The organism is Desulforhabdus sp. TSK (genome assembly GCF_022836495.1).
Taxonomy (GTDB): domain Bacteria; phylum Desulfobacterota; class Syntrophobacteria; order Syntrophobacterales; family Syntrophobacteraceae; genus Desulforhabdus.
In genome coordinates this window covers 11,469-23,942 of the sequence record NZ_BQXM01000016.1, presented here as the reverse complement: position 1 = coordinate 23,942, position 12,474 = coordinate 11,469, and the positions used below count along the sequence as shown (strand labels likewise).

The 12,474-nt window shown below is 57.0% G+C and carries 8 protein-coding genes; 5 read left to right on the top strand and 3 right to left on the bottom strand.

The window, feature by feature from the left end; genetic code table 11:
• Positions 1–10: 10 nt before the first annotated feature.
• The gene (locus MWC30_RS11040) at positions 11–2,011 is read right to left on the bottom strand and encodes an ABC-F family ATP-binding cassette domain-containing protein (RefSeq protein WP_244084234.1); all 2,001 of its coding nucleotides are present in this window, start codon (positions 2,009–2,011) and stop codon (positions 11–13) included.
• Between the two features lie 245 nt (positions 2,012–2,256).
• On the opposite strand from MWC30_RS11040, the gene MWC30_RS11035 reads away from it, so the two are divergent.
• Together MWC30_RS11035 and MWC30_RS11030 are read left to right on the top strand one after the other, a co-directional pair.
• Positions 2,257–2,958: an HAD family phosphatase gene (locus MWC30_RS11035; RefSeq protein ID WP_244084233.1), complete on the top strand. Its 702-nt coding sequence runs from the start codon at positions 2,257–2,259 to the stop codon at positions 2,956–2,958.
• Positions 2,959–3,058: 100 nt separating this feature from the next.
• The gene (locus tag MWC30_RS11030) at positions 3,059–4,252 is read left to right on the top strand and encodes a Xaa-Pro peptidase family protein (RefSeq protein WP_244084232.1); all 1,194 of its coding nucleotides are present in this window, start codon (positions 3,059–3,061) and stop codon (positions 4,250–4,252) included.
• A 115-nt stretch (positions 4,253–4,367) separates the two neighbouring features.
• Here MWC30_RS11030 and MWC30_RS11025 read toward each other — a convergent pair whose 3' ends face one another.
• Together MWC30_RS11025 and MWC30_RS11020 are read right to left on the bottom strand one after the other, a co-directional pair.
• Entirely contained in the window at positions 4,368–5,411 is a 1,044-nt protein-coding gene (locus tag MWC30_RS11025; RefSeq protein WP_244084231.1) for a polysaccharide biosynthesis/export family protein, read from the bottom strand.
• Between the two features lie 124 nt (positions 5,412–5,535).
• Positions 5,536–6,306, bottom strand: a complete 771-nt coding sequence (locus MWC30_RS11020; RefSeq protein ID WP_244084230.1) for a hypothetical protein — start codon at positions 6,304–6,306, stop codon at positions 5,536–5,538.
• Between the two features lie 442 nt (positions 6,307–6,748).
• On the opposite strand from MWC30_RS11020, the gene MWC30_RS11015 reads away from it, so the two are divergent.
• From MWC30_RS11015 to MWC30_RS11005, 3 genes are all read left to right on the top strand, one after another.
• Positions 6,749–9,115, top strand: a complete 2,367-nt coding sequence (locus MWC30_RS11015; protein ID WP_244084229.1) for a polysaccharide biosynthesis tyrosine autokinase — start codon at positions 6,749–6,751, stop codon at positions 9,113–9,115.
• The gene (locus MWC30_RS11010; RefSeq protein WP_244084228.1) at positions 9,081–10,313 is read left to right on the top strand and encodes a hypothetical protein; all 1,233 of its coding nucleotides are present in this window, start codon (positions 9,081–9,083) and stop codon (positions 10,311–10,313) included. Before MWC30_RS11015 ends, MWC30_RS11010 begins: the two co-directional genes overlap by 35 nt.
• Before the next feature lie 96 nt (positions 10,314–10,409).
• The gene (locus MWC30_RS11005; protein WP_244084227.1) at positions 10,410–12,155 is read left to right on the top strand and encodes a J domain-containing protein; all 1,746 of its coding nucleotides are present in this window, start codon (positions 10,410–10,412) and stop codon (positions 12,153–12,155) included.
• Positions 12,156–12,474: the final 319 nt, after the last annotated feature.

Sequence of the window (12,474 nt, the reverse complement as noted above, 5' to 3'; positions counted from 1 at the left end):
CTTCTCCCTCCTAGAGAGACTTCTCTTGTTGAAAGTTTGCTTCAAGTTCTTCCAGAGCGAGAGCCTCCTGCTCCCATTGTTCCGTGAGCTGCTGAAGCTGCTGCCGACATTCCTGGTATTCCTTCTGCAAATCCTGCACGCGGCTCCCATCCTGATAGGTGGTTGGCTGAGCGAGGAGGTCGTTGAGACGGTCCAGCTCCTCCTGCATTTTTTCCAGGCGCCCTTCCACCTCTTCCAGTCGCTCCTGAAGGGGCTTCTTGAGGCGGTAGAGCTCATTTCGCCACTGAGCTTCCTGTCTCTTCCGGTCTTGATCCTTTTTGACAGGGATGTCGCAGGGAGAGGAATCTCTGGCGGAATCAGGGTGAGGCCCCGACGGGGCGGATGGGTCGCGTTCCGTCTCCTGCACCCGCTTTTTCCAGATGTTCTGGTAGTCATTGTAATTTCCGGGAAAGAGATTGATTTTACCGCTATCGACCTCCAGGACCTTGTTGGTGATCTTGTTGATAAAGTGCCGGTCGTGGCTGATGAAGCACAGAGTGCCGGAGAATTCTGCCAGGGCTTTTTCCAGAACGTCCCGGGAGGGGATGTCCAGGTGGTTGGTGGGCTCATCCAGCAGAAGCACGTTGGGGCGCTGCAGGAGGAGCTTGCAAAGGATGAGTCGTGCCTTTTCCCCTCCGCTCAAGACGGCAACCTTCTTCAGAACATCGTCTCCCCGAAAGAGAAAGGCCCCCAGGAGGCTGCGCAGCTGAGACTGGGGCATATCGCCGGAGATGGATGAAGCCTCCTCCAGGACCGTCCATTCCCGATGCAGCTGTTCCCATTGGTACTGGGCATAGTAACCGATGAACGTCTGGTGGCCGACGACACACTGCCCCCCCGTGGGCTTCTCCACTCCGGCCAGTATCTTGAGGAGCGTGCTTTTCCCCGCACCGTTTTCTCCGATGAAAGCGATGCGGTCCCCGCGCTCGACGACGAGATCGATGCCTTCGTAGACAATATGGCTGCCGTAAGCCTTGTGAACGGCCGAGAGCTCCAACACGCGCTTGCCCGAGCGGGGAGGAGGCGGGAAGGTAAAGTGGATGGCGGCCTGCTGGTCAGGAGGAAGCTCGATGCGCTCCATTTTTTCAAGCATTTTCAGGCGGCTCTGGGCCTGCCGTGCCCCCGAGGTCCGGACCCGGTTGCGCTCGACAAAACGTTCCATCTGGCGGATGCGGTCCTGCTGGTTCTTGTAGGAGGCCAGCTGAATTTCCCGTCGCTGGGCCTTTTCATTCAAATAGTCGTCGTAATTGCCCGCATATTGATGGAGCTGTCCTCCCTCCAGCTCCAGAACTCTTCTCACGATGGCATTGAGGAACGTGCGGTCGTGTGAAATCAGGATGATGGCCGACGAGGTGCTCTGAAGGTACTGCTCCAGCCAGAGAAGGGAGTGCAGGTCCAGGTGGTTGGTGGGCTCATCGAGGAGAAGGAGATCGGGCTCCGCCAGCAGGAGGCGGGCGAGCTCCAGGCGCATGACCCACCCGCCGCTGAGGGTGGACACCGGCATGTGAAGCTGCTCGTCCCTGAAGCCGAGGCCGGCCAGGATCTTTTGAGCGCGCGACTCCAGGTCGTACCCGCCCAGGTGCTCCATTTGCTCCAGGAGCTGCCCCTGGCGCAGCGCCAGGGATTTGGCCGCGTCGGGGTCCTTCTCTCTTTCGAGCGCTTCCTGGACGGCGTGGAGCTCTTCGCGCAGGGCCTCCAGTTCCGCATGAATGTCCACGGCATGGGCCAGGACGGTTTTGCCTTCGAGTGGAGTCCACTGCTGGGGCAGATATCCCATGCGCAGGTTCTTGGACTTGGTGACCATCCCGCTGTCCGGCTCCGTTTCCCCCAGGAGGACCTGGAAAAGCGTGGACTTGCCCGCTCCATTGTGGCCGATGAGGCCGATTTTTTCTCCCGCATGGATATGGAAGGATACGCCTTCGAAGAGCTCCTTCTTTCCCAGAAACTTGCTGATTCCCTGAACGGTGAGCACTAAAACGAATCTCCTTCACTCATGAATACCGACGGGGCTTCCACGCCCGCCAATGTCAGGTTTTTGGGAGACAGGATCCTCCCGTCGATGGAACCCGTCCAAAATCCTCGGCACGATAGAGATTGTCAATAAAAACGTTTTCTACCATTCTGAAAAGTGCTAAACAAAACACAATGTGATGAATAACAATTCAGTTGTCATGTTAACTGTCGCCAAGGATACAATCAACGATTGGAAGAGGAACTTTGGATTCACATCATCCCTTGAAAGCGGTGATATTCGATTGCGATGGGATCCTGGTGGATACGGAGCCCCTGCATTATGAAGCCTTCCAGGCCGTTCTGCGCCCCCTCGGACTGGGACACGACTACGCGCACTACATGGAAGTTTACATCGGTTTTGACGATCGCGATGCGATACGGGAGGCTTTCCGGGAGGCGGGGCGGTCCCTGGACGATGCGGCCCTGGTGGAGCTCATGAGGGCCAAGGCCGGCGCGCTGCTTCAGATCGCTGCCCGAGGGGTGCGGAGCTTCCCCGGGGTCGTCTCCCTCGTGCGGGAACTGGTGGAGCATGGGGTTCCCCTGGCCGTGGCTTCGGGAGCTCTTCGCCATGAGATCGAAATTTTTATGGAAGCGCTGGGCCTCAAGGATGCTTTCCCGTTGATTGTTGCAGCCGATGATGTGCAGCGGAGCAAGCCGGACCCCGAGACCTACCGCGCGGCCTTGGAGCGCGTGAAGGCGAAGCTCGGCGACGATTCCCTCGATCCCCGGGCCTGCATTGCCATAGAAGACACTCCGGCGGGAATTCAGTCGGCCAGGGCGGCGGGGTTGTACGTCATTGCAGTCACCAATTCCTTTCCCGCGGAAGAACTGAAGGAGGCCGATTGCGTCGTGGATCGGTTGGATCGATTGAATCTTTCACGGCTGATCCAATTGATCCAGGAATGAGTGCAGTCGCCGTACTTTGTGCGGTATGAATTTGAGCGTTTATCCTTCCGGATGAATGCGAAGTACTTTCGAGATATTTTTCCTCCAAGGAGTCTTGTTCATGTTGAAAACGCCCATGAGTGAAGTCGCAGCGCGCATTGTGGCCCTTCAGTATTTGCTGGTCAAGAACGAGGTGGATGCAGCCGTTATTCGTCAAAATGTCGATCTCTATTATTTCACGGGCACCGTGCAGGACGGTCACCTGGTGGTGCCGGCTTCCGGGCAGCCGGTTTTTTGGGTGAAGCGGGACGTGCAGCGGGCGGAAGCGCAGTCGCCGCTGCGGCCCATCCTGCCTCTCAAGAGCCTGAAAGACCTGTCGGGAGGAATCGTTGAAGCCTGTGGGGGAAAGGCCCCTGAGAAAATCGGGATGGAGCTGGACGTTCTGCCCGCGGGCACGTTTTTCTTTTACGATGAAAAGATTTTCCCCAAGCAGCAGCTGGTGGACATCAGCGGATTGATCCGCCAGGTGCGGATGGTCAAATCCCCCTGGGAAATAGAAATGATGCGCGGGGCTGCAAGGATCTCCCAGGCCGTGGCCGATGCAGTGCCGACTTTCCTGAAGGAAGGGATGACGGAACTGGATCTCAGCATCGAGCTGGAACGAGTGGCCCGCAAAGCCGGTCATTTGGGGATCATCCGGCTCCGGGCCTTCAATATGGACATGTATTTTGGCCACGTGCTGTCAGGAGCGGAAGCGGCGGTTTCGTCCTATGCCGATGCTCCCACGGGCGGGGAGGGGGTGAGTCCCGCTTTCGGGCAGGGGCCTTCCGCGCGCACCATCCGAGCGGGCGAGCTTGTGAGCGTCGATACCATGATGAACTATCACGGGTACCTGAACGACCAGACTCGGAATTATGCCATCGGAGCTCCTCCTGCAAAAATTCTGGATGCTTACAAATTCATCGAGGAGATACACCGGCGTTTTCGGGAGGCGGCGCGCCCGGGAGTGGTCACCGGAGCCCTCTACGATCAGGTGTGCGGGTGGGTCGAGGAGACCGGCTGGTCGGAGTCCTTCATGGGGCATGGAAGCACGCGGGTTTCTTTCGTCGGACATGGCCTGGGGTTGGAAGTGGACGAGTTTCCCTTCATTGCCCAGGGGCAGAAGCTGCCGCTCCAGGAAGGCATGATGGTGGCGTTCGAGCCCAAGTTCATCTTCCCCGGTCTGGGGATCGCCGGTTTGGAGAATACCTACCTGGTGACGGCGCAGGGACTGGAGTCCTTGAATACCGCCCGGGAAGACCTGCTCATCTTATGAGCTATGATCCGCGAGATCTACCGGCAGCGCCGCCTTCCATGGCGGCGTCGCCGTTCCTGCATGTTCCTGCCGGGATCGCTGCCCGACGGGGGCCGTAATCATCTCCCAGAGCAAATCATTGAGGCGGGGGCTGGTAGCCGACCCCGAAGAGCCCGCCGATGATGTTGAAGCGGAGTCCGTAGAGGAGCGCTTCCATTTTGTTCGTTTCCACAAAGATGACGTCGCGATCTTTCACGGCGAGAGTCTGCTTCGAATCCTGCCGCAGATCTTTGATGCTCACCTTCACGACTTCACGGGTATTGTCGGTGTTGGCCCGAACGAGCTTGATATCCCCCTCGTCCGCCGTGGTGGAGAGTCCGCCGGCAGCCGCAATGGCTTCCTGTACGGACATGGCGGTCTTGATGGGATAATTCCCCGGCTTCCTGACGGCGCCGTCGACATAGACCGTGCCCGCATCGGGAACGTACACCACATCCCCCCCTTTGATCTCCAGGTTCATGTCCGACTGACCGTTCTGAATGATTTCTTCCAGGTCGACCATGTACGTTGTCGGCTGTGGGGCGTTCTCCACCGAGCGGCGCACCTGGACCATGCGTCCGGCTTTGTCGGACAGTCCTTCTCCCAGGGCCAGGACGTCAAGCAGGTGTTGGCGCGTCATATAGCTGTACGTGCCGGGCTTGTTCAAGGCCCCCAGGAGCGTGATCTTTCCCGAAACCTGTTCTTTCACAAAGACGCTCACATGAGGGTTCTGCAGGTATTTCCTTCGGTAGAGATCTTCGATTTTCTGTTCCGCCTCGCGGGTCGTCAGGTCTTTGACTTCCACCGGCCCCAGCAGGGGCAGGGTAACGAACCCTCGAGCGCCTATCCGGGTTTCCGTCTTGAGCTCGTCGGCCTCAAAGACATTGATCTGGAGCAGGTCCCCTTCGCCCAGCAGATAGTCCCTGGCCTGGGGAGCGTTGCTGACAGACGCGAAAAGCTTGCTGTTGATGTCTTTGACTTCCTGCTTGCTCCCATTTTCCCTGGCGACAACTTCATCGAGCGTTGCGGTGGGTCTGGGTCCGCCGCCGGCGCACCCGGCTATCAGCAGGGTGATTCCTACCCAGAGGAGTCGCTGGAAGAAATTTTCGGCTGGATGAAATGATTTGATCCGGATGTTCATGGGGAGATGATCTACCTCTCGTAAGGGATGAGACGGCGGCGCTGTTCCATCGGGGCAAAAGCGCCGCCCATGCCGAATTCAGCAATGCCTTCGTTGCTTGGAAATCGGACACACTACATTGGGGCTAATTGGGACTGACGAAGGGTGATTGCCCGTGCCGCCAGCGGTGCGCTAAGCCATTCTCGCTGGCATGGCTGTTGGATGTGGCAAAACCAACCCCCGCTCCGATGATGGATAGAGCACCGGCACCGCCCATGACCATCCCCTTGGTGGTGAGAGCACCTCCGCTGGTTCCGGCTGTCAGAGCAGGCTTCACCGTGCCCTTTCCCGCCGTGGCCGGAGTCGGGCTCCCCAACCTGGCCTGAGCCAGGACGATGGAATGGCCCGGCTGGACCAGCTGCGTGCCGTCGCTGCTCATCACCTGCAGGGCGCCTTCCTGGATGGACAGCTCCGTCTTTTCCTCCGATACCGTGACAAAACCTCTCACCAACCCGGCATTACCCGCAGGCACGATGGCCTGTTCGGACTGGATGAGGTCGTGGGGGGTGTGAAAGGAAACGGGTTTGGCCTCGGGACGCATGGCAAAATCCACCCGACCACTTTTGATGGTGAGGTCGTAGCGGCTCTCAGCTTCGTTGAGCGCGAAAACCGCCTGGTCCTGGGCCACCAGCTGCAGGCTTTGGGACTGCACGATGCACTTTCCGTTTACGGCCATCGTCAGACCTTGCGGCATGGGCATTTCAGATTTGAAATTGTTGACTTCCTTGCCGTTGTCCATGACACGTACGGAGCCTGCAGGAATAAGCCGTGCCGAGCTCCCTGCCGTGGCCAGCATGGGCTGGGCCACAAACAAAGCCGCAAGACTTACGATGCACATTTTGGACATTCTTTTCATGTTTGCAGAACACCTCCTTTCTGTTTTGGATTCGAACCCTCCTCAAAACTGGAAAAACTCCAGAAACTCTATACAAAAAATGTGCCCTGAAAGCGGCGATGGCGTGCCATGGGATTCCTCGGCAGGTGGCAGACAAGCCGATGACTTTGTGGGCGGGAGCTGAGTCAAGAAATTGTCGAATCCTTCCATGTATTCATGAACGCCGGCGGTGAAATGCCTGTAGAGGCTCACGGGACGTCCAGCAGAGGAAGATTTTCTTCAGCGACCCCGACGCATATGGATTGGAATTTGCAAAGACTGCACTCAGAAAGTGAAGGAAGGCCAAAAGCGCCTGGATTGCCGATTCCCTCATTCCTCCACGACGTACGATAAACACTGGTTTGAGAATCCAAAGTCTTACGAAGAACAGTCAAAGCATTTGAGGAAACCACGGAGTAGCGACATGCAGCCTGAAATCGAATCGCCCCCTGTCAAAGATTTCCCGGTTCCCCTTTCGGGATCTCAACTGCCCTCCACGGAAGTGCGTGAAGTCATTTCCGAGTACGATGATTCGGCCGATTTGCGAGATTACCTGGAGGTGATGCTGCGGCACAAGTGGCTGATCCTGACGGTGCTCCTGGGGGTTTTCGTGACGACGCTGGTGGTGAGCCTCAGCATGAAGCCCGTTTTCAAAGCCGGAGGGAAGCTGCAGCTCAATGTGCAGGGGCCGCGCGTGACCAAGTTTGAAGACGTCGTTGCCAATCAGATGCAAACGAGAGAATTCATTCAGACCCAGGTGAAGCTCCTGCAAAGTGAATCCCTGGCGCGGCGGGTCATTGCTCATCTCAATCTGGACCGGAATCCCGTCTTCAATCCAGCCGTCGAAAACGACGGCGAGGAAGAAGGGTGGCTTCAGACGTGGAAGCGCAGTGTCAAAGCATGGCTCCCATTCAAGGGGAACGAAGAGCTGAATCCTGAATTGGCCCGCCTGCAGGTGGAGAGTGCCGTGGAGCGGCTCTTCGCCGACAGCCTGCAGGTTACTCCCGAACGGGATACGACCCTCATTTCCCTCGAGTTCCAGTCCACGGATGCAGCTCTGGCCAGGGACATCGTCAATGCGCAGATCCAGGAATTCATCTCCTGGCAGATGGACAAAAGGATCGATGGGGCCAGCTCCGCCAAGCAGCAGCTGGAAAAACAGCTGGAAGTGGCCCGTATCAATCTGGAAAAAGCCGAAAATAACCTCAACGGCTTCGCTCAGAAAGCCGGCATTGTTTCTCTCGATTCCAATCTCAATCTCATCTATCGCCAGCTGGAAGAAACCAACAAGGCCCTGGCTGTCGCCGAAACCGAGCGCATCAGTAAAGAGGCGCTCTTCAACCATGCGCAGCGGGAGAATATCGCTTCCATGCCCGTCGTGCTGGAAAACAAGCTCATCCAGAACCTGAAAGAAGAGCATGTCAAACTGGTGGGGGAATACCAGGAGTTTTCCACTGTCTTCAAGGACGACTACCCCAGGCTGAAAAACCTCAAGGCGAAGATGAACGACATCGAGAGCCGTATCAGCAGGGAAGAGCAGCGGATGTTGGATTCCATCAAGAACGAGTATGCCACGCTCGTGAAAAGGGAAGACTCTCTCAGGAAGGACGCCGAGAAGAAGAAGGAACTGGCGCTGGAGCTCAACAACCGAGCCACACAGTACAAGGTGCTCGAACGGGAAGTGGAAACGAGCAAGCTCATCCACCAGAGCCTCCTGGAGCGGGCCAAGGAGATCGATGCCAACGTCGGAATCGAGCTGGGGAATGTCCAGGTGGTGGATTACGCCACCCTGCCGCTGAAGCCTTTCAAGCCCAACGTGCGCCTGAATCTCCTTTTGTCCATCGTCGTGGGGCTCATGGGGGGCATCGGGATCGCCTTCTTCATGGAATACCTCGACAATACGGTGAAGCGCGTGGAAGAGATTTCCGAACGCTTCAGGATCCCGGTCCTGGGAGTCCTCCCCGTGGCGGATTCCGAAGAGATAAAGGATCTGGACTCGCTGGTGCGGTTGAAGCCGAGAGCGAGCTTTTCCGAAGCCATCCGCACGGCGAAGGTCGGGATTCAGCTTTCCGCAGCCATGGACGATCCCCCCAAGAGTCTTCTCATCACGAGCACGAGTGCCAGCCAGGGCAAGAGTACCATTTCGTCCAATATCTCTCAGGCGTTTGCCGCTTCTGAAGAGAAGGTCGTCATCATCGATGCGGACCTCCGAAAGCCCCGCCTGCATAGGATTTTCTCTCAAAACGGGAATGGGAACGGGAGGGCAAACGGCAACGGAAACGGCAACGGAATCGGCTCCGGGTTGAACAAGCGCAAGGGTTTGAGCCAGCTCCTCAGCGGAATGTGCAAGCTGGAAGAAGTGATTCAAAAAACTGACATACCCAACCTGTTCTTCATTTCCGCCGGCCCGATCCCCCCCAACCCTGCAGAGCTCCTCGCATCCAACCGCATGAAAATGGTGATGGAAATGCTGAGCAAGCACTTCGACCGGGTGATAGTCGATGCCCCCCCGGCCGCGGGCTTTGCGGACGTGCTGGTGCTGGGAAACTATGTCAATGGAGTCATTCTGGTCAGCACCCTGGGCGAGACCCATCGAGAGGCTTTGAGGATCTTCCGCAGGAGTCTCCTGAACGTCCGGGGCAATCTCCTGGGCTGCATCGTCAACAAGCTGAACCGGAGTCATCATTTCGGTGGATATTATTCAAAATACTATAAATACTACAACTATTATCATTCTGCCTACGGGGCTTCCCCCGATGCAATTCCGGAAGAAACCGCGGTGGTCCAGTGAAGCCATGCGGGGAATTCTGGGCAGAACAGCACTGAGCATGGTGCTGCTGGGGGTTGCCTCCAGCCTGTTGGGCTACGGCATTTGCAGCCACAGAATTGATGTCATGGATTTGGCGTTTCAGAAATCGTGCATCCTTGCTGACTTCTTTCCTGAAAGCTGGGTTTTGAGGGGGCATGCGGCCTACTATGAGGATCTGGACAGCCGCCGTGCGGGAGAATGCTACAGGAAGGCTGTTTCCATCCTGCCTCTGCAGGTGGATGCCTGGTTTGATCTGGCCAGGAGTGAAGCGGAGCGTGGGAATGAGCGGGAAGCGCGGGAAGTCCTGGACCTCCTGTCCCCATTGCTTTCCCGGGTGAGTACCTGGAAATGGCAGGAATTCCTTCTGGCCAACGACATGCACGATGAAGAGCGCTTCGCATCCTGTATGAATTTTGTCTTCAACCGCCTGCCGCACCGCTTGGAAGAGGCTTCCTATCTGTCCCGGCAGTTCTATGGCGACTATGCTTCCGTGCTTCCCCACCTGGAGAAAGAAAGCTATCCCGTATTTCTGAGGCAGCTCATGCGGGCCAATGAAGTCGATGTGGCCCTCTCCCTGTGGCAAACCATGGAAAAAGACTCCGATGCCGTGGATTCGAAGCTCAAGCTCCAGTTCTGTCAATTTTTACTGGGACACAAAAAACTCGTCATGGCGAAGAGGGTCTGGAAAAGCTGTTTCGGGCAGGACCGCACGGCAATACACGACGGAGAATTCCAGGGGGAGCCTCTCAATACCGCTTTCGGATGGCGTCGGAGCGCCTGTCCCGAGGCGGTGGTGGAACGATCCATGGAAGCCCCTTATTCTGGAAGCTCCTGTTTACACCTGCATTTTCGCGGCACTCAAAACATAGCCTTCCGCCACTTGTCGCAAATCGTTCCCGTCGAGGCGGGGCAAACCTATCGCTTGAGGTTTGCCGAGAAAAGCCGAAACCTCACGACGGATCAGGGCATCTTCCTGCAGGTGAGCGGGTATGGATGCAGCGGCCTGAATGTCCAGAGCGAGCCGGTGCTGGGCACAATGCCCTGGCGCAGGAGCGAGCTGGAAGTCCCCGTTCCTCAGGGCTGTGAGGCGGTGCTTCTCCAGGTTGTACGGAAGGAAAGTCTGAAATTTGACAGCAAGCTGGCGGGGGACTACTGGCTCGACGCGGTCGTGATGGAATGAGGGGGCTGACCTTCTCACGGAATGGTGCTTCGCATTGGGCGAGGGAGAAAAGCCGGATGATTTCTCAGCTTCATGACAGGGTGCTTCAAGCGGACTATGCAGAGTAAGTCTTTGCGGAATCTCATCAAGCTGGTTGCCGCCGAGAAGAACCTGCACCTGCTCATTGCTCGTGTGGCTGCCGATGCGGATCTCCTGAAAACAACACGGGATTTCTATGCCGAGGGAACGGGCGGGGGAGCTTTCCTCGACCATCAGGTTCGGCAGTTGTGCGACGCGAGTCTTCTGCCCCTTGAAATCTTTCAGGAGCGCCTCGGAAAAGTGGCTCATGCCTTGAATCTGTCAGCGCCCCAGCCTCAGGAGGATTATTATGGGATTTTGGGGCTCGACAACGGGGCGGGCATTTTGGAGATCAAGGCTGCTTTCAGGCGTCTCAGTTTCGCGTGCCACCCGGACAGGAACCCCCGGGACCCCGAAGCAGGAGAGCGATTCAGAAAGCTGCACCGAGCTTATCGAATTCTATCCAATGTTGAAACCAAGCAAAAATATGATGACAGCCTTGTTGCTCCCACCTGGATAGAACCGCTTCCCGTCGCGGAGCAGGAGGCCAAAGCCCCGCAGTGGCAATGGAACAAGCTCCACCGTGCCTGGCCCATCGCTCTCTTTGTCCTCTTCCTCGTTTTCCTGTCCTTCCTGGTGGACTTTCAAACCTGGCAAACCTCACGGTACTACCATGGAAGAAGCGACAATCGTGTGTCCGTCGGCGGCATGGCGTATCCTCCTCTCACCCTTGACCCTGCGGGGCAGGAAAAATTCATCCCGTGGGAGCACCTGAAAATGAAGAGTGTATGGACAAAAAAAAACCTCGAATCCTCGCCGCTGCCCATGCCCCTCTTCAACTGCCTGCAGGAGGTGGGGAGCCGACTCGGTCCCCGTGTGAAACCGCAGCGGGCTCCCGAAGTACCCACCGGCAGCACTCCGTCCGTCGTGGTCGCCCAAAACCATCCCGACACGCCTGGCATCCCGCAGGTGGCGGACCATCCCGATCGCAGCGCCGGCCATGGGGTGGGCCTGCCTGCGCTGGAACGGTCTTCCCCTGAGAGCACGGGAACTTCCAAAGCGCCTGAAAAAGAGGCGACGCCTCCGACTCCGGGGGTGCCTCCTCTCAAAGTCGAGAGAGCTCTTGCATCCCATCCGGAAAGTGAGAAACCCGTGAAAGAAGAGCCTGCCGGGGGGAAAGAGGCAACCATGGGAAGCGGGAGGACGAAGGCCGGCATCGCCGAAAAGCCTCCCACGGAGCCTTCTCGAAGTGCCGTGATTCCCCCTGTGGAAAGATCTTCGGGAGGCGTCCCGAAGAGGGCGTCCGAAGGACAGGCCGTGAAGCGCATGGAATCTGCCGTCGATCCCCACGCTGAAAAATCCAGGGAGGTTCAGCCGGCGAGTGCCGGCAAGGAGGAGTCCGATGCCTCGGCGATTTTATCGGTGGAGGAGATGAACCGTACGCTGGAGGGTTTTCTGAAGCTCTATGTAAAAGCCTACAAGAGTCGAAATACAAAGACTTTTTTTAATCTTTTCGACCCCGAGGCCACGGAAAACGGCGAGCCGTTGAAAAACCTGCGCACCCTCTATGTGGAAAATTTTCAGAAGGCCGAGCACATCGATTACAGCATTAAGCTGTCTGGGTGGAGTGTCCATAAGGAGCACATCAAAATTGACGCCGATTTTCGTCTCGCGGTGAAACTGGCGGGCGAATCCCCCATGGATGCCACGGGAGAAATGCAGATGATATTGGCCCGGCGCGGCCACGACCTCAAAGTGAAGCGACTCGACTATTCCTTCCATTGAATCGCCTGCCCTCTGTTACACACTGGCGACACGCTTTACTCAGAGCACCTTTCCCTTCACCTCAAATTTCAAATCGCTCCCCCAGATGATGGATTCCACGATGGCTCTGAAGGCAACAGTTTGAAAACTTTTGGTGTTTAGGCTATTATCGGAAAACATGCCTTCAGAGCCTTGCGCCGGGATCCGCGGGTATTTCAAAAAGGCTAAAGATTTTAATCCGGTGGGTCGAAAGATACGGGGCGGATCGTGTCGGGTGGGGGTGGCCCATAATGTTGTTGACTTGCCCAATTTTCCTCATTCCGGCGAATGCCGGAATGAG

Coding starts and splice junctions, on each gene's coding strand:
- MWC30_RS11030 (WP_244084232.1), top strand. CDS start 3,059: ATGTTGAAAACGCCCATGAGTGAAGTCGCAGCGCGCATTGTGGCCCTT.
- MWC30_RS11025 (WP_244084231.1), bottom strand. CDS start 5,411: ATGAACATCCGGATCAAATCATTTCATCCAGCCGAAAATTTCTTCCAG.
- MWC30_RS11020 (WP_244084230.1), bottom strand. CDS start 6,306: ATGAAAAGAATGTCCAAAATGTGCATCGTAAGTCTTGCGGCTTTGTTT.
- MWC30_RS11015 (WP_244084229.1), top strand. CDS start 6,749: ATGCAGCCTGAAATCGAATCGCCCCCTGTCAAAGATTTCCCGGTTCCC.
- MWC30_RS11010 (WP_244084228.1), top strand. CDS start 9,081: ATGCAATTCCGGAAGAAACCGCGGTGGTCCAGTGAAGCCATGCGGGGA.
- MWC30_RS11005 (WP_244084227.1), top strand. CDS start 10,410: ATGCAGAGTAAGTCTTTGCGGAATCTCATCAAGCTGGTTGCCGCCGAG.